19 protein-coding genes are annotated in these 17168 nt (G+C 63.5%); 13 read left to right on the top strand and 6 right to left on the bottom strand.

Features of this window, described 5'->3' with window-relative positions; translation table 11 throughout:
* Nucleotides 1-180: 180 nt before the first annotated feature.
* Genes BOO69_RS14475 through ectA form a run of 4 tightly spaced genes read right to left on the bottom strand, consistent with a single transcriptional unit; the run spans nucleotide 181 to nucleotide 3898 of the window.
* On the bottom strand, nucleotides 181-1614 hold the full coding sequence (locus BOO69_RS14475) for an aspartate kinase (protein WP_071972818.1): 1434 nt from the start codon (nucleotides 1612-1614) through the stop codon (nucleotides 181-183).
* A complete protein-coding gene (locus BOO69_RS14470; protein WP_071972817.1) occupies nucleotides 1611-2012 on the bottom strand; it encodes an ectoine synthase in 402 nt (133 codons plus the stop codon). Before BOO69_RS14470 ends, BOO69_RS14475 begins: the two co-directional genes overlap by 4 nt.
* Nucleotides 2013-2018: 6 nt before the next feature.
* Complete coding sequence (gene ectB, locus BOO69_RS14465; RefSeq protein ID WP_071972816.1) at nucleotides 2019-3311, bottom strand: diaminobutyrate--2-oxoglutarate transaminase; 1293 nt, start codon at nucleotides 3309-3311, stop codon at nucleotides 2019-2021.
* Nucleotides 3312-3364: 53 nt separating this feature from the next.
* Complete coding sequence (ectA, locus tag BOO69_RS14460) at nucleotides 3365-3898, bottom strand: diaminobutyrate acetyltransferase (protein ID WP_071972815.1); 534 nt, start codon at nucleotides 3896-3898, stop codon at nucleotides 3365-3367.
* 231 nt (nucleotides 3899-4129) lie between these two features.
* Here ectA and BOO69_RS14455 point away from each other — a divergent pair, with 231 nt between their 5' ends.
* The 7 genes from BOO69_RS14455 (at nucleotide 4130) to BOO69_RS14425 (ending at nucleotide 9498) form a co-directional block, all read left to right on the top strand.
* Nucleotides 4130-4636 (top strand): MarR family winged helix-turn-helix transcriptional regulator, encoded by a 507-nt coding sequence (locus BOO69_RS14455; RefSeq protein ID WP_071972814.1) that lies wholly within the window; start codon nucleotides 4130-4132, stop codon nucleotides 4634-4636.
* 101 nt (nucleotides 4637-4737) lie between these two features.
* Entirely contained in the window at nucleotides 4738-5403 is a 666-nt protein-coding gene (locus tag BOO69_RS14450; protein ID WP_071972813.1) for a Crp/Fnr family transcriptional regulator, read from the top strand.
* Between the two features lie 168 nt (nucleotides 5404-5571).
* Complete coding sequence (locus BOO69_RS14445) at nucleotides 5572-7314, top strand: SulP family inorganic anion transporter (protein ID WP_071972812.1); 1743 nt, start codon at nucleotides 5572-5574, stop codon at nucleotides 7312-7314.
* Nucleotides 7315-7326: 12 nt separating this feature from the next.
* Complete coding sequence (locus BOO69_RS14440) at nucleotides 7327-7767, top strand: YeeE/YedE family protein (protein ID WP_071972811.1); 441 nt, start codon at nucleotides 7327-7329, stop codon at nucleotides 7765-7767.
* Nucleotides 7767-8171: a DUF6691 family protein gene (locus BOO69_RS14435; protein ID WP_071972810.1), complete on the top strand. Its 405-nt coding sequence runs from the start codon at nucleotides 7767-7769 to the stop codon at nucleotides 8169-8171. The genes BOO69_RS14440 and BOO69_RS14435 overlap by 1 nt, the downstream gene beginning before the upstream one ends.
* A gap of 28 nt (nucleotides 8172-8199) precedes the next feature.
* Nucleotides 8200-9111: an MBL fold metallo-hydrolase gene (locus tag BOO69_RS14430; RefSeq protein ID WP_071972809.1), complete on the top strand. Its 912-nt coding sequence runs from the start codon at nucleotides 8200-8202 to the stop codon at nucleotides 9109-9111.
* Between the two features lie 90 nt (nucleotides 9112-9201).
* Nucleotides 9202-9498, top strand: a complete 297-nt coding sequence (locus BOO69_RS14425; RefSeq protein WP_071972808.1) for a cupin domain-containing protein — start codon at nucleotides 9202-9204, stop codon at nucleotides 9496-9498.
* 26 nt (nucleotides 9499-9524) lie between these two features.
* On the opposite strand, the gene BOO69_RS14420 is transcribed toward BOO69_RS14425, so the two are convergent.
* Both BOO69_RS14420 and BOO69_RS14415 read right to left on the bottom strand, forming a co-directional pair.
* Nucleotides 9525-10916, bottom strand: a complete 1392-nt coding sequence (locus tag BOO69_RS14420; protein WP_071972807.1) for a hypothetical protein — start codon at nucleotides 10914-10916, stop codon at nucleotides 9525-9527.
* Nucleotides 10917-11009: 93 nt separating this feature from the next.
* The gene (locus BOO69_RS14415; protein ID WP_071972806.1) at nucleotides 11010-12623 is read right to left on the bottom strand and encodes a hypothetical protein; all 1614 of its coding nucleotides are present in this window, start codon (nucleotides 12621-12623) and stop codon (nucleotides 11010-11012) included.
* A gap of 494 nt (nucleotides 12624-13117) precedes the next feature.
* On the opposite strand from BOO69_RS14415, the gene BOO69_RS14410 reads away from it, so the two are divergent.
* The 6 genes from BOO69_RS14410 to BOO69_RS14385 all read left to right on the top strand — a co-directional run bounded on the left by BOO69_RS14410 (nucleotide 13118) and on the right by BOO69_RS14385 (nucleotide 17021).
* Nucleotides 13118-13555, top strand: a complete 438-nt coding sequence (locus BOO69_RS14410; RefSeq protein ID WP_083545537.1) for a curli assembly protein CsgF — start codon at nucleotides 13118-13120, stop codon at nucleotides 13553-13555.
* 41 nt (nucleotides 13556-13596) lie between these two features.
* The gene (locus tag BOO69_RS14405) at nucleotides 13597-14658 is read left to right on the top strand and encodes a CsgG/HfaB family protein (protein WP_071972804.1); all 1062 of its coding nucleotides are present in this window, start codon (nucleotides 13597-13599) and stop codon (nucleotides 14656-14658) included.
* A gap of 97 nt (nucleotides 14659-14755) precedes the next feature.
* On the top strand, nucleotides 14756-15205 hold the full coding sequence (locus tag BOO69_RS14400; RefSeq protein WP_071972803.1) for a hypothetical protein: 450 nt from the start codon (nucleotides 14756-14758) through the stop codon (nucleotides 15203-15205).
* A gap of 63 nt (nucleotides 15206-15268) precedes the next feature.
* Nucleotides 15269-15880 carry a hypothetical protein gene (locus tag BOO69_RS14395; RefSeq protein WP_156874942.1) on the top strand — a complete coding sequence of 204 codons (612 nt, stop codon included), beginning with the start codon at nucleotides 15269-15271 and terminating at the stop codon, nucleotides 15878-15880.
* Nucleotides 15880-16296, top strand: a complete 417-nt coding sequence (locus tag BOO69_RS14390; RefSeq protein WP_071972801.1) for a hypothetical protein — start codon at nucleotides 15880-15882, stop codon at nucleotides 16294-16296. Before BOO69_RS14395 ends, BOO69_RS14390 begins: the two co-directional genes overlap by 1 nt.
* Entirely contained in the window at nucleotides 16293-17021 is a 729-nt protein-coding gene (locus BOO69_RS14385; protein ID WP_071972800.1) for an SH3 domain-containing protein, read from the top strand. Before BOO69_RS14390 ends, BOO69_RS14385 begins: the two co-directional genes overlap by 4 nt.
* Nucleotides 17022-17168: the final 147 nt, after the last annotated feature.

Below are 17168 nucleotides of genomic sequence, written 5' to 3'. Positions count from 1 at the left end.
CCCGACGATGATCATACGGAGGCAATCGTGGAAAGTACAACGTGCGCGACCCTTGAAAACAGAGAGTTTCCCCCAGCGCATCAATGGTCTTGCGCAGGCCTGCCGCCCATACGGCAACAAGAAAGCCGCCCCCGGTCGTCAGGGGGCGGCTGATGTCGTTCATCCGTGTGCGGGGCGCGGTCAGGCGGCGCGGGCGATGTCCCGGCTGTCGGCCTCGATGAAGGCGGCGTGCAATGCCTTGATCACCGGCTGAAGCGTGTCACGCTCCACGATGAACTGCACGTCGACATTGCGCGGACCCTGCGTTGCGCCGATCGCGGTATGTCCCGCTTCGGCGATGGCCAGCAGGCCGTTGGACAGCACGGACAGGCCGTTCAGGTCGCGCCCGATGACCGATGCCATCGCGAGCGTGCGTGTCGTGACCTCGGCGGCGGGGAACGCCTCTGCCAGGTCCTTTTCCACGCGGCGCATCGTCTTGAGCGATGTGTCGAGGTAATGGGTGATCGTGTTGGCATTCGACACCTTGGACACGATGCGCACGTTGTGTCGCTGCAGCACGTCCAGGATCTTGCTGTCATAGCCTTTTACCCCGACCATGTCCTGCTCGAACACTTCGAGCGTCACGATATCGAGGCCGGTCACGATCTCGACGGCGGGTGATGTCGCCTTCTCGTCATCGATCAGGGTGCCCGGATCGTCCGGCTCGAACGCGTTGGTCACGCGCAGCGGCACGTTCGCCTGACGCAATGTCTTGGCCGCCTTGGGGTGGATCGCCTCCATCCCCATGTTGGAAAGCTGGTCCGCCACGTCGTAGTTGGTGCGCCCGATCTTCTTGACCGCGTCTTCTCCGACGAGCTTCGGATCGCAGGACGACAGGTGGAATTCCTTGTGGATCAACGCCTCGCGCGCGCCGCTCAGGGCGGCCAGCCGCGAGAAGGTGACTTCGGAGTATCCCCTGTCGAACTCGCGCATCAGCCCTTCGGCGCATTGTGCGTATCCGGTCACAATCGGCATTTCGGTTTTCGGGTCGATCCCGTCGAGGGCGCTGTTGATGCGCTGTTCCAGCGTGACATCGCCGTCATCGCGCCAGCCCGACAGGTCGACGAAACGGGCGTTCACGCCGGCACGCTGAAGCAGCAGCGTCGTCACGTAGGCGGAATGGGATTCACCCAGACCGGACAACAGTTCGCGGATCTGCAGCATGTGCTCGGACAGGCGGAAATGGCCGTAGGCGCAGAGCCTTTGCAGGTCGATCAGGCAGTTGCGCGCGCCGTGAATCCGCTCGGTGACGAAGGCATCGGCCAGTTCCACGTCGCCGGGGTGCTCCAGCACCTCCTTGTGGACCTCTTGCATCTTGCTTTCCACGTCGCTCAGCGCGTCATGCCAGCCGTGCCCGGTGTCGGAGTTCGCGAAATGCGCGTAGACGCCCGGATTGCCGGATTTCTTATGTTCCAGCAGCAGGTCCGTGATCCCGCCAAAGGCGGAAACCACGAAGATGCGGCCATACAGGTCGGCGCCCTTGCGATCACCGATGAAAAGGGTGTCACGCAGCTGGTTGACGCGGGACATGGACGTCCCGCCGATTTTTTCGACTGTGTGGGTCTTCTGGGTCATGAGGGTTCTGCTACCTCCTCTGCCGGGGCATAGGATCCATCCTCGCGGTGCACCTCGTTACCGGTGACCGGCGGGTTGAAGCAGCACGCCATGTGCAGTTCTTCCTCGGCCCGCAGGATGTGCTTGTCGTTCAGGTTGAGCGCGTACATCACGCCGGGCTTGATCTCGTGGGTCTCGCCGGTCGCGATGTCCGTGATCGATCCCTTTCCCTTCATGCAGTACACGCTCTCGAAGTGGTGCTTGTAGTGGAACGTGTGCTCCGATCCCGCTTGGAGAACGGTGATGTGGAACGAAAAGCCCATGCCATCGTCCGCCAGAAGCATCCGCGTGGATGTCCAGTTGGCGTCCGCGACGTGACGGTCGGTTTTCTTCAGTTCGTTGAAATCGCGTACAATCATGGTGTGTTACTCCGCTGCAATCTTGTGGCTTTCGACGACCTCTTTGGTCGCGCTGATCAGAATGTCGAACCCTTCGCGCATCAGCTCGGACGAGATCGTGAGCGGGGCGAGGAACTTGATGACCTCGTCGTTGGCGCCCGAAGTCTCGATCACCAGGCCGTGCTCGTAGGCGCGTGCGCAGATCGCACCGGCCAGATCGCCCGACCCGACGTCGACGCCCTGCATCATGCCGCGTCCCTTGAGGCTGGCGCCGGGAACGAGGTCGGCCACTTCCTGAAGCGCGGTCGTCAGCATCACCGACTTGCTCGCGATTTCCTTTTCAAAGGTCTTGTCCGACCAGAATTTCTCGATCGCGATCCGCGCGGTGACGAACGCATGGGTGTTGCCGCGGAAGGTGCCGTTGTGCTCCGCCGGCTTCCAGATGTCGTGATCGGGCCGGATCAGCAGTGCGGCGAAGGGCAGGCCGAAGCCGGACAGCGATTTGGCCTGCGTGATCATGTCGGGCTTGATCCCCGATGCCTCGAACGAGAAGAAGCTGCCGGAGCGGCCGCAGCCGGCCTGGATGTCGTCCACGATCAGCAGTGCGCCGTGCTTGCGGGCGATCTTCTCCACGCCCTGCATCCACGCATCGGATGCTGCGTTCAGACCGCCTTCGCCCTGGATCGGCTCGAAGATGAAGGCCGCAGGCGCGTCGATACCGGAGGACGGGTTCGACAGCATCGCCTCGATCAGCTCCAGCGTGTCGACGTTTTCGCCAAGCGATCCCTCGAAAGGCATATGGGTCACGTCGCCCAGCGTACCGCTGCCGGCACCGCCGCGCTTGTCGGTGTTGCCGGTCAGGGACAGCGCGCCCATGGTCATGCCATGGAAACCGTTCGTGAACGAGATCACGTTGCGGCGTCCGGTGACCTTGCGCGCCAGCTTGATGGCGGCTTCGACGGCGTTGGTGCCGGTGGGGCCGGTCATCATGATCTTGTAGTCCATGCCGCGCGGCGTCAGGATGTGATCTTCGTACGCCTTGAGGAACGCGGCCTTGGCATCGCTGTGAAAGTCGAGACCGTGGGCGATCCCGTCGTTGGTAATATGGTCCACCAAGGCGGATTTCATGTCCGGATCATTGTGGCCGTAGTTCAGTGACGAGCAACCCGCGAGGAAATCGATGTAGCGTTTCCCGTTCTGGTCGAACATCTCGGCGCCCTGCGCCTTGACGAACATGTTGTCCATGCCGCGGCAGTAGGAACGTGCCTCGCTCTCGCGGCGGGTGAAGATGGTGGTCTCTTGTGTCATGTCTTTGGGCATAGGATATCCTTTCCCTTTTTCAGGTTGGGGAGTCTCGTGAATGTGCGGGGATGTCAGGCGGCGCGTTTGAGCGCGGCCGGATCAGGCAGGCTGATCGTTACCAGGTGTTCGGTGGCCTGTGCGCCGCCGAAATGGGTGTCACGTTCGAAATGAGGTTCGTCGTCCAGCGTGCCGCCGATCTGGCGGGCAAAGCTGCGGAACAGGCCCCAGGACGCATCGTTGTCTTTGGTGATGGTCGTCTTGAGCTCTGTCGCGTCCTCGGTTTCGTCGCGGTTGATGAGTTCGTTCAGCATCTTCTTGCCAAGGCCCAAACCACGCGCCTTGGGGCTGACGGCCACCTGCCAGACAAAGAACGCGTCTTCGTTCGGGATCATGTGGCCGGAAATCCAGCCAATGATCTCACCGTCGACTTCGGCGAGCACGCAAGTGTCGCGGAAGTGGTCGGCCTGGATCACGTTGGCGTAGATCGAGTTCTCGTCCAGTGGCTTGCAGTCACGCACCAGCTCCCAGATGGCCGCGCCATCGTCCGCTTCAGGCTTGCGCAGGGTTACTGCGATGTCTTTGCGTGCTTCTGTTTCGTTCTGCATTTCTGTGCCCTCATCTTTGGTTCGGCTAACTAAGTAGTTCGAGTCGGGTGTTGCTTCAACAGTTAAAGTAAAATACTTCAAATGCCGCTATGAGCGCGCTTTGAAGCCTTTGAAGATCGGGGGTTTGTTTCGTCTTTCTAATGACCAATGTTGCGCTTGGGCAACAAATTAGCTTAACTTCCGAAAAATTTCAGGTTTGATGGAACCTTCTTTCTCGTGCATTAATGGCGAATGACGCAAAATCTTCATAATCGGATCGACGAAAGCCTGATTGCCCTGCGCCGGATTTTGCGCGCGACGGAGATCTACGGCCGCGATCTCGCGCAGGCGGCGGGTGTGACCCCGGCGCAGTTGCGTGTGCTTCAGATCGTCGAAGAAAGGGTCGATCCGACACCCAAGGCGCTGGCGACGCAAATGGGCGTCAGTCAGGCCACGGTGACGTCGCTGGTGGACAAGCTGGTCGCGCGGGGCATGGCGCAAAGGCACGCGTCAGAAAGGGACCGCCGTCAAAGCAACATCGTTCTGACCGAAAGGGGGCGTCGCACCCTCGAAGAGGCACCCGACGCCCTGCAACAGCGGTACGCGCGCAAGTTCGCCGAACTCGCCGACTGGGAACAGGCCCAGCTTGTCGCGTCGCTTGAACGTGTGGCCGACATGTTCGACGCCCGGGGGCTCGACGCTTCGCCGGTTCTGGCGACCGGTGCGCTGCAGGCCGAAAGGAAGGGCGGGCCGGAATAGGTGGCTCTTTCGCCCCATGGACCCGAAGTGATGAAAACGACCGACAGCCCCTCCTTTGGAAATTCTGGATGCGATCGTGCCGCCCTGGCGAGGGGCGCGGCATGAGCCGCCCGTGGATCGACCGGTTTCCCGGCCTTTCGCGGCTGGAAGAGCCGATCCGGCAGCACCTGCTGGACAACAGCATCCTGCGCAGGATGCCACGGGGAACGATCCTGTTCGGGCCGGGGAATTCGCCGGAGAACATGCTGTTCCTGCTGGACGGGTCGGTGCGGGTGCAGCAGACCGCCGAAAGCGGGCGCGAGATCGTCCTCTACCGCATTCTCGCCGGGGAAAGCTGCGTCCTGACCACGGCCTGCCTGCTGGCTTTCGACGATTATTCGGCGGAAGGCATCGCTGAAACCGATGTCGAGGCGGCCGCGCTGCCCCGCCGTGTGTTCGACGACCTCGTGGCCAGTTCCGAGCCATTCCGCACCTTCGTGTTCTCGGCATTCTCCAAACGGATGACCGACCTGTTCCTCATCATTGAGGAGGTCGCGTTCGGCCGGATCGATGTCCGGTTGGCGCACAAGCTGGGCGAACTGGCCGCCGGCGCATCTTCGGTGATGGTGACCCATCAGCAGCTTTCGGTCGAACTCGGCACGGCGCGGGAAGTCATCTCGCGCCAGCTGCAGGAATTCCAGCGCCGCGGCTGGATCGCGCAGTCCCGTGGCACGATCACGCTGGTGGAGCCGGGACTTCTCGCTGACCTAGGGTCAACGGGGGGCTGATGCCCGCCGCTTGGTGACAAAGTCACTGACCGGCGCGGGCGGCACGGCTAGACCGCGGATACAGCGCCGATCGGAGACCCCAATGCCTGCCTCTGCCGACATCTTCTTGCATGACCTAACGTGGCCTGCGCGCCGCAGCCCGGCAGCCCGGCCCGCCTGAGGCGCCTCATGTCCATGCGTCGATACCTTCCGATCCTCGACTGGGGCCGCCGATACGACCGCGCGACCCTTTCCAACGACCTTGTCGCGGCTGCGATCGTGACGATCATGCTGATCCCGCAGTCGCTGGCCTATGCCCTTCTGGCCGGGTTGCCGCCGGAGGCCGGGCTTTATGCCTCCATCGTCCCGATCCTGCTTTACGCGGTTTTCGGCACCAGCCGGACGCTGGCGGTCGGGCCGGTCGCCGTCGTGTCGTTGATGACGGCGGCAGCCCTGGGGCATGTGGCAGAGCAGGGGACGATGGGCTATGCCGCCGCCGCGCTGACGCTGGCGGCGCTGTCCGGCGCGATATTGGTGGCGATGGGCCTGATGCGGCTCGGGTTCCTCGCGAACTTCCTGTCGCATCCGGTGATCGCCGGTTTCATCACCGCCTCCGCCATTCTCATCGCCCTGGGCCAACTCGGCCACCTCATGGGAATCGGGGGCGGCGGCGACACGCTGATCGAACTGGCGGAAACGGTCTGGCACGGTCTGCCCGACACGAACCCCATCACCCTGTCCATCGGGGTCGCGGCGGTCTCGTTCCTGTTCTGGGCGCGCCGTGGGCTCGGGCCGCTCCTGGTGAAGGTCGGGCTTGGTCCGCGCCTTGCGGAAACCCTGACCAAGGCGGGGCCCGTCGCCGCCGTGGCGGCCACGACCCTGGCCGTCTGGGCCCTGGACCTGTCGAGCCGGGGCGTGGCCATCGTGGGTGACGTGCCGCAAAGCCTGCCGCCGCTGACGCTGCCCGATGTCGATCCGGACCTCGTCAGCCAATTGCTGCTGCCCGCGCTGCTGATCTCGGTCATCGGTTTCGTCGAGTCGATTTCCGTTGCGCAGACGCTCGGGGCCAAACGGCGGGAACGGGTCGATCCCGATCAGGAACTGATCGGCCTCGGCGCGGCCAACATCGGCGCGGGATTTACCGGCGGCCTGCCGGTCACCGGTGGCTTCTCCCGGTCGGTGGTGAATTTCGACGCGGGCGCGCGCACACCTGCGGCAGGGGCCTTCACCGCGCTGGGGTTGGCGATCGCGGCCCTTGCGCTGACGCCGCTCATCCATTTCCTGCCAAAGGCCACGCTGGCCGCAACGATCATCGTCGCGGTGCTTGGCCTTGTCGACCTTGGCGTGCTCTACCGCAGTTGGGCCTATTCCAAGGCCGATTTCGCCGCGGTCGCCGCAACCATGCTGCTGACGCTGACGTTCGGCGTCGAATTCGGGGTGTCGGGGGGCGTGGCGTTGTCGATCCTGCTCTATCTCTTCAAGACGTCGCGCCCGCATGTGGCAGAGGTGGGCCGCGTGCCGGGAACCGAACATTTCCGCAATATCCACCGGCATGCGGTGCAGACGGATCCGCGCGTCGTCACCCTGCGGATCGACGAAAGCCTCTACTTTGCGAATGCCCGGTTCCTCGAAGACCTGATCCTTGCCCGCGTGGCACGCGACAAGGCGGTCCGTCACGTGATCTTGCAGTGCGCGGCGGTGAACGAGGTCGACCTGAGCGCGTTGGAATCGCTCGAGGCGATCAACGGCAGGCTGGCCGAGATGGACGTGAAACTGCACCTGTCGGAGGTCAAGGGCCCGGTCATGGACCGGCTGAAGCGGTCCGCCCTGTTGGCCGACCTGACCGGGCGGGTCTACTTGTCCCAGCATGACGCGATCAACGACATTATTCCCGAAACACCGTCGCAGGCCCGTGCCTGCGCCCCGACCTGAAGGAGCGACACGATGTTGCCAGTTACCCCTACCGAATTCACGCCCTGGTCCGCGCTGGGCGGCGGCGTTCTGATCGGTCTTTCGGCCGTGATGGTCATGGCCCTTTTCGGGCGTATCGCCGGGATCGTGGGCATCACCGCCGGCGCCGCCACGGCGTCGGACCGCGACTGGCGCATCGCCTTCATTGCCGGGCTGGTTGCCGCGCCCCTGCTGTGGTGGCTGGCAAGCGGCGGTTTCCCCGCCCAGACCGTCAGCGCGCGCCTGCCTGAAATGGCCGTCGCGGGCCTGCTGGTCGGTGCAGGCACGGCGCTGGGATCGGGCTGTACCTCGGGGCACGGGGTCTGCGGTCTGGCGCGGCTCTCGGGGCGTTCCCTCGTGGCAGTCGTGGTATTCATGGCCTTCGCGGCGCTGACCGTCTTCGTCCTGCGTCACGTGATCGGAGGAGCGGCCTGATGCGGATCATCTTCGGTTTCCTGTCGGGCCTCGTCTTTGGCATCGGCCTGCTGCTGTCGGGCATGGCCAATCCGGCAAAGGTACTCAACTTCCTCGACGTATTCGGCGCCTGGGATCCCAGCCTCGCCTTCGTGATGGGGGGCGCGTCGGTCACCGCCTTTGTCGGCTATCGAATGTCATGGCGGCGGCACAGCCCGGCGCTGATGGCGGAATTCGACGTGCCCTCGGCCACCCACATCGACGCGCCGCTGCTGACCGGCGCCGCGCTGTTCGGTATCGGCTGGGGGATCGGCGGTTTCTGCCCCGGCCCGGCGTGGACGGCCCTGCCCATGGCGGCCCCCGGCACGCTTGTCTTCGTACCCGCGATGTTGATCGGCATCTTTGCCGGTCGCCGCATGAAATGATCACCCAACGCCTTCGGAGGGCCTGAACATGACCAAGCTGAATGAACCCGTTGTCCGCAAATCCCCATCGACCGGGGCGCAAAGCCCGGATGTCTGGGGCATCTACGAGCCCGACACCGGGTCGGTGCAGTATATCTGCGCCTGTCCCGAAACCCGCGAGGCCGCGCTGATCGACGTGGTCTGGAACTTCGATCCCAAGAGCTTCGCCACCGATACCCGCAGCATGGATCAGGTGCTGGCCCTCGCGGAAGAGAACGCCCTAAAGGTGACGCGCATCCTCGATACGCATCCGCATGCCGACCACCTCATGGCCTCCACGCACCTGCGGAAGATGTTGGGGGTCGAAAACGGCATCGGGGAAAAGGTGACCGAGATCGCCGGCCTCTGGCGCGACATCTACAACACGCCCGATGCCTTTGACGCGGCCCGCGATTTCGACCATCTCTTTGCCGACGGGGACGTCTTTCGCATCGGCAATATGGACGTGAAGGTCATGTTGTCGCCCGGTCATACCCTTGGATCCGTGACCTATCACTGCGGCGACGCGGCCTTTGTCCACGACACGTTGATGATGCCCGACGCGGGCAGCAGCCGTGCCGATTTCCCCGGCGGCTCGGCCGAGGATTTGTGGCAGTCGATCCAGGCGATCCTGTCGTTGCCCCGCGACACGCGTCTGTTCATCGGGCACGACTACGGGACCGATGAGCGCAAGGAGCCCGCATGGGAGGCAACGGTGGCCCAACACAAGGCCGAGAACAAGCACGTGCGCGACGGCACCTCGAAGGCCGATTTCATCCGCACGCGCGAGGATCGCGATGCCACCTTGTCGCTGCCGGACCGCATGCTTGCCGCATTGCAGATCAACCTGCGCGCCGGCCAGTTGCCCGAAGCCGAAAACGACGGTCGGTCCTATCTCAAGATGCCGGTGAACCGTTTCTGATCGGGGGCTTGAGCATCGGGGCGGGCCCCTTCATTCTGATCCCGGACCGTCAGCCACACCGGCTGACGCGCGGGATCAAAGGAGATCGGCATGGAGCAGGCAATCGCGAAGGTTGAGATCGAGAACGCGTTCTGCGTCGTCACGCGCTGGACCTTCCCGCCGGGCACCGCCACCGGCTGGCACCGGCATGAAAAGGACTATGTGGTCATGCCGACGATCTCGGGCGAGTTGACGATCGTGCAGCCCGACGGAACCGAGGTCGTGTCAAGCCTGACAGCGGGAGAGCCCTACGCGCGGACCGTCGGCGTCGAACATGACGTTCAGAACCGGTCGGACGCCACCGTGGAATTCGTCGAAGTCGAGATCATCCGTCCTGCCCGGGGCTGAGTGTTGCCGGGCGCACCGCGCCTCGCTTACTGCCGCACGAAGGCGAAATTCATCGCGCCCACCTGCCGCACCCGCGCGTCGTTGCCCGAGCCGCCCTGGAAGATGATGGCGTCGTTCTCGTCGCCGTCCTGAAGGAGCGAGACAAGGTTTCCGAACCCGTCCTGAAGCACGGCAAAGACGTTGTCGTCACCCAGCACGCTGATGTCGGCGGCGTTGTCGAAACCGAGCTGTTCCACCAGCCCCGCGCTGGCCTGCACCGCCCCCGGGACGATCAGGCGGCGTGTGTTGTTCCTGTTGCCCTCGATGCCGATGGTGGCGGTGTTGCTGCCGCGCTGGTCGGTGACAAGCTGGTTGTCGTCCCCCTCGATCGCGACGGAGAGCGTGTTCTCACCCCCCAGACCGTTGCGGAAATCCTGAACCGCACTCACGTTGTTCCGGTCACCCTCGAGGGTAAGGAAGGCGTCGTTGGTGCCCTGCTGCTGCACCAGCAGCGCGTTGTCGGATGAATCGCCGATGAGGGAAACGGTCGCGAGGTTGGTCTGCAACTGGTCGATCCCGATGGCGTTGCCATCCCCTTCGACCACCGAGAGGACGACATCGTTCTGGTCGCCGTCCTGACGTATGCCAAGATCGTTGCCGTTGCCGTTGATGGTGATGAAGCCGACGGAGTTGTCGCGCCCGCCCTGACGGATGCCAATGGCCGTGTCGTTGCCCGCGATCTCGACGTCCATGAAGTTGCCGTTCGCGCGCGGATCGGCTGCGCCGCCCTCCTGGACGAAGGCGCTGTCGCGCAGGAGCGGGATGGCTGCCGCGCCGCTCAGCCGGTCGCGCCCGTTGAAGCTGCCGGACATGCGGACCCGCATGATATTGGGTTTGTCGTCGACGCTGCTGTTCGCGGTCTGGCTGGCCAGGTCGATCACGTTGTCGGCCCCGGTCTGGCGCAAGATCATTTCCTGCGAGGCGTCGCCCGTCTCCTGCACCTGCCGCGCGATGTTGATGCGGTTCCGGTCCCCGCCGGATTGCACCAGCGTCATGTCGTTGGCGCCATTGGGGACGGCACCCTCGGACAGCTGTTCGACCGTGCCGATCACGTTGTCGTCCGAAAATTGGTCGATGACGATGCGGTTGTGCACCGTCTCGGTGGTGAAACGCCCCTGCTGGTAAAGGCCGGTGCCTTCGGTGCCGATGGTGTTCCGATTGCCGTTCTGCCGGATCTGAAGGTCATTCCAGAAACCGTCCTGCCACAGCGGGTCGTCCTGCCGCCCCGCCTGGTTGCGCACCCCGGACTGGTCGATCACGGCGCTGTTGTCGGCCCCGATCTGGTCGATGTGGACGACGTTTTCATCCAGTGCCTGCGCCGATGCCGTACCGGCAAACGCGGCCAGTACAAGAATGCTCCATCCGGTGTGTCGTGGCATGAAATTCTCCGGTGGCAGGAATGGAAAGAAAACAGGCCGCTCCTGTCGGAACGGCCGAAAAGGCAGGGCGGCGCGCCGCCCTGCCTTCAATGGTTACTGGCTCACGCCGGCGACGTTGCCGCTGCCGTTTTGCATGATGAAGGACAGGTTGCCGTTGCCGATCTGGCTCACGGCATACTCGTTCCCGTCGCCGAAGACGTCGGCCTGGATCTCGTTGTCATTGCCTTGCTGCAGGGCCGCGAACTGGTTGTCGCTGCCGATGATCTGACCTTCGAAGACGTTGTCGAAGCCATCTTGCTTGATCAGGCCGGATGCAAGGCCGAGGCCGGAAGTTGCCATGCCCATGAATGTGCCGCCACCGTTGTCATTACCGATGATGTTCATCAGCACGCCGCTCGGGTTGGAGCCGATCTGCACGACCTCGACGTAGTTCCGGTCGCCATCCGCGGTCACTGTCGCGCCGTTGATGTTGCCGGTCTGGCTGATGCCGATGCTGTTGTCGTCGCTGCCGTTGGTCAGCTGCACGGTAGCGGCGTTGAAGTTGCCACCGGTCTGGCTGATACCGACATCGTTGCCGTCACCCACGATCGGCGCGATCGAGGCGCTGTTGAAATCGCCCTGCTGGTACGCGGCGGTTTCGTTGCCGTTGCCGACGATGGTCACCTGGTTGACGGTGTTGCTGTTCCCGATCTGGGTAAAGCCGAACTGGTTGTCGTTTCCGGTCGCCGAGTAGTTCACGACGTTGCCGCCGCCGGTTTGCAGCACGGAGGAACGGGTGGCGCCCACGCCGCCCGCGAAGGTCTTGTTCAGGCCCGCGGCCCCGTTGCGTTCACCGGACTGGCTGACGTTTGCCGTGTTCCCGGTGGTACCGGCCGTGCTGTTCTGGGACACGGTATAGATGCGGTTTTCCTTGCCGGACTGGCTCACGTTCATCTCGTTGCCGTTGCCCAGTTGCAGTAGTTCCACGTCGCTGTTCCGGGTGTCGTAGATCACGTTCTCTTCGCCCGACTGCGAGACAATCATCTCGTTGCCGGCACCTTCCTGCTTGAGCGCGACGTTGGCGTGGGACGCATCGTTGCCAAAGTTGCCGCCGACACCACCGCGGCCGATGGCGTTGGCGCGGAACTGTTTCATTGCGGTGTCGCGGGTCTGGGTCACTTGCATGTCGTTCGCGGCAGAGGTGGCCCCGCCGTTGTTGATCTGGGCGATCCCGGTGATGTAGTTGTCAGCGCCGTCTTCGAGGCCGCCGTTGTTCTTAAGCGGGTGGCTGCGCGATACACCGGTCTGTTCGATGGTCAGGGTGTTCTGGGCGGCGGTCGCGCCGGCGTCGGAATCCTGGGTCAGTGAGTTCACGAGGTTGCGCACGCCGTCCTGCGTGATCGTGGCTTCGTTCTTGTCGCCGCGCTGCTTGACGCCGCTGCCGTCGCCGCCGTTGTTCCGCGAAAGGGCACCGACATAGTTCCGGTCACCGAACTGGGTGATGGACAGCATGTTGTCGTCGCCGACCTGCTGCATCGTCAGCGTGTCGAGGCGCTGCGTGGTGTAGTCGTCGCGACCTGCATAGCTGAAGGATGCCTCGGACTGGTCGATATCGGCAACGTTGCCTGCGCCAAGCTGGTCGATACGGACAGTGTTGTCGTCAGCCCAGGCGCCGGCGCCGATCATGGTCAGCGCGGTGGTGGCCAGTGCGAATTTCCTGAAAGTCATCTCGTTTACCCTAAAATAATCGTCGACAATTCGACGAATTGATATTCATCGCCTATTCGCCCTGCCGAATTGCGGGGGCATTTTGCGATTCGGCGTCAGGCCGGAATTTTCCGAAGCCCTGACCCTCGCGTTAAGGTTAAAATATGGCCTTCGTGTTGGCAAGAAGTGTTCTTGTTTTTGCCCTGTTCCCGCCCCAATTCGGGTTGCTTCCGGATAATTTCCCGCGAATTTGGAAACGATGGTCTGCGGAATTTCTCGCAATGCGTGTATTTCGTCTCGAATCATCCTCTATTCGGGGGGTGGGCCCGTTAATTGTTGTTTGATCGCCACGACCCTGCGAATATCGGGAACCGCACCAATCTCAATGTTTGCGTCCGCCGCGAGATTGTGACAACAACTTGCAGCACAAGATTTAGGCAACGACTTTAAGAGCGGCACATACGCCGACGTATTTGGGACAGGTGACGATGATTAAGGGCAGCAAGCTGGCAGGAATGTCCGTAGCGTTCGGCCTTGCCATGGCGCAGGGCGTTGCGGCACAGGACATCGTCTATTCACCCGTGAACCCGTCCTTCGGCGGCAACCCCCTGAACTCCGCCCACCTGCTGAGCATCGCGAACGCGCAGCGCGAGGCGACGGCGCGGGACGCCGGGGACGACGACGGCCTTCTGGGCGGCGGCCTGGACGGGGATGGCGGCCCGACCGATGCGGACCTGTTCGTGCGGCAGCTGGAGGGGCGGCTTCTGTCCGCACTTGCGGGCCAGGTGACCGAGGCGATTTTCGGCGACAACCCTCAGGATAGCGGCACCGTGGTGTTCGGTACCACGACGGTGACGTTCACCCGGACCCTTGATTCGATCACGCTCACGATCATCGACGCGCTCGACGGCAGCGTGACCGAAATCGTCGTGCCGCAACTGGTCGTGAACTGAAATTGAACCCCGCAATCGTATTTTCGGGATGGAGCAGGCGAATGGCGATGTCACTTTATTTTAGGCGGTTTGCGCTGGCGACTCTCGGGGCGCTGAGCCTGGCCGCCTGCGAACTCAGGGGCAGCGACTTCTACGACGGACCGAACCCCGAAGCGGCCAGCATCGGCGACGTGACCTACCAGAACCGCGCGCTGCGCGATATTCCGGCGCCGAACCAGCGGGTGACGGTTGCGGTCTACGGGCTGCCGGACCTGACGGGCCAGTACAAGGAAGACGAGCAGGGCCAGAACCTGTCGCGCGCCGTGACCCAGGGCGGCGCCGCCGTTCTCATCAAGGCGTTGCAGGACGCGGGCGACCGCCGCTGGTTCAGCGTGCTCGACCGCTCCAACCTCGACAACCTTTTGCGCGAACGGCAGATCGTGACGGAGATGCGCCGCATCTACCGCAACGAACAGCAGATCGACCCGTCCGCGCTGGGCCCGCTGGATCATGCCGGCATCATCATCGAAGGCGCGATCGTCGGCTACGATACCAACACGATGACCGGCGGCTACGGTGTCCGGTTCCTCGGGCTGGGGCCGAACCAGCGCTGGAAGCTGGACACGATCACCGTCACCCTGCGCGCGGTTTCGACTGAAACCGGCGAAGTGCTGACCAGCGTGACCGTCCGCAAGCCGCTGGCGTCCGCCTCCACGCAGGGCATCATCTTTACCTATGTCGAGCTCGACAAGCTGCTCGAAGCGGAAGCGGGTGTCGCCATGAACGAGCCCAAGCAGTTCGCGATCGAAAAGGCGGTTGAAAAAGGCGTGATGGCCCTTGTGGCCGAGGGCGCGATGCTGGGCCTGTGGACCTTTGCCGACCAGGCCGAGGGCGAGCGTTTCGTGCGGGGATACAACAACGACAAGTTCGACGGCATGGTGCCCCCGCGCACCACCGACGTGGTGCGTCCGCGCACCCGCAACGCCGCCCAGGTGGTTCAGACCGTGCCGCGCGCGCGGCAGGTCGCCCGCCCGCGTCCGGTGGTGGAGCGTCGGATCGAACCGCAGCGCCAGCAGCCGGCCGCGCCGCCCAACAATCCCGACTCCGAAGAAGTCATCGGCTGATCAAATGCCATAAAGTTGCCGCTGCGGCGTCGACTTAATGCCAGTCGAAGCATCCAGACTCGTCCGTAGATAAAACGGAACCGAGCAGAGGTGCCCCATGAAACTGACACTCGCATTTGTCGCCGCACTGTCCATTGGCGTAACGGCAGCACAGGCTGACACGCTGTCGAACACGCTGACCATCATCGACACCGGGTCGGAGAATCGTCTGACCGTGGTTCAGTCCGACGGCGGCGGCCACACCGCCGAGATCACCCTTTCCGGCACGGACAACGGCGCCGCCGCCCTGGTCGCGGGCCCCCTGATGCCGGAACTTGTGCTCGGACGTTTCGAGCAAAAAGGCTTTGGCCACGTCGCGCGTCTCGACATCGGCGGCCGCAACAACGGCTTTGCAGGCCTGCAGACCGGAAGCGGTCATTTTCTGTCCGGCGAGATCATGGGAAGCGACAACCTTGCTCAGGTCGTCCAGACCGGCGCGGGGCAGACCGCCGTATTCCGCCAGATCGGCACCAGAAACAATTTGAGCATTCGCCAATCCTCGTGGTAGGATACCGCAAAGGATGCTCTTATGAATTTATTCAGATTTTCTGCGATTGCCCTAATTGTGGGCGTGGCCAGCCCGGTCATTTCTCATGCCGATGAGAATGTATTGTACCTGCTGCAATCGAATCCGCTCAATGGCCCCACCGGCAATACCATTTCGGTCGATCAGACGGCCGGGACGAACACGCTCGTCGCGGGGGATGCCGCCGGGAGTGCTCCGGCACGTCAGGTGGGCGACGGAAACTCCGGCACTGTCGTGATCGACGGCGACAATATCGCGGTTCTGTTCAGCCAGACCGGGGCAGGGGGGGTGAACTCTCCGGGGTCGAACAACACCGGGACCGTCAACGCCACGGGAAATGACCTGACCGGCGCCCTGTCGCAAGCCGGAATTGGCAACAGCGCAACCCTGTCCGTCCTGGGCACCCGCGCCCTGGGCAGCGTGTCCCAGATCGGAAACGGCAATCAGGCGGACGTGTCCGTCGAAGGGACGGACATCCAGGGTGAACTGATCCAGAACGGCAATAACAACATTGCCGACCTGACGATCGACGGAAGCTCTAGCAACGTCAGCTACGAGATCATCGGCAACAACCTCACCACCGTGGACGCCGGACCGTCCGTCACGACCAACGCGGGAACGGTGATCATCCGGCAGACGGTCATCGGAAGCAACTGATGCCGCTCGGCACCGCTTTCAGCCGCGCCGTTCTTGCCGGTCTGGTCTGGATCGGTGCAACGGCCGCCGCCCGGGCGGAACTGGCCGTGCCGCACCTTGAGATCAATCAGGATCAGGATACGCTGACGCTTGTCGGTGCTGTCAGCGGGCCAGAGGGTGCCACGGCCGATACGCGCCTGTCCGTGACCCGTATCGATGCGTCGGGCAACAGCATGAAATCCGCCCAGGGCAAGACCGTCACGCTGCGCGGCGCGACCCCGGTCGAGGTCGCGCGCCTCGTGATCAACGCCGGCGCGCATCCGAATCTGGTTGCCACGCTCCAGATCCTTCAGAACGATGGCGTTATCGCCGAGACCCGAACCGAGATCGGCAGCCCCGCCAAGACCGATACCAATCAAAGCCGGAACGACGAATGAAACTCCTTAACGCTTTCCTCATCTGTGCCACCTTCGGGCTGGCATCCCCCCTGGCCGCACAGGATGCCGATGCGCTGGCACAGGCGTTCGGTGGCGAATGGTACAGTTTCGATCCGGCGACCGCCGATGGCGGCAACTGCAAGCTGACGCTGGCGACCGACGCGGTCGATACCGAAGGCACGCGCAAGGTCACGACCGAAGACTGCCGCGGGCCACTTTCCACGGCCGCGCGCTGGCGCATCGCCGAAGGGCAGATCAGGCTGTCGACCGGAGAGGCGCCCGATGACGTGGCCATTCTGGGCGGCAACCAGTTCCGCATCACCGGCGAGATCGTTCCCGACGGGCGCGGTGTCGTCATCGAACGCGCCACCGGCGACGCGACCGGCCAGGCGATCCGCGCGGCGCTGTCGAAATACAAGTGCTATTACCGGGGCTTCACGAACATCTGCGCGACGGAGACGGACCTCCAGCTTCCCACCTTCGCGGAAGAGTCGCCGACCGCGGTGCGTACCCTGGTGAACCTCAACGTGCGCAATCAGCCCCGTGCCGATGCCGCCGTTCTGGGCGTGGTCCCGCGCGAGACGCAGCTGAACGTGAATCAATGCCTCATCGCGTCCGACGGGCTGTGGTGCCGGGGCAATTTCTCGGGCAAGACCGGCTGGTTCACCCGCAGCGCCCTGCGCGACGAGACATGGCCAATCCTGACGTTCGTGCCGCAGGAATGACGCAGCCTGCGGGCTGACGGCAGTCCCCTTCGCCGCTTTCACGCCGAAATGCCCCCGCGCGAGTTTCTGCCGCGGGCGTGGCGGGCGTCTGCCACGGAATTCCGGTACGCCGTCAGAAACCGGTCCACTTCCAAAGGATTTTCTGAA

Source organism: Sulfitobacter alexandrii (assembly GCF_001886735.1).
GTDB lineage: Bacteria > Pseudomonadota > Alphaproteobacteria > Rhodobacterales > Rhodobacteraceae > Sulfitobacter > Sulfitobacter alexandrii.
This window is presented reverse-complemented; position numbering and strand designations above follow the sequence as displayed.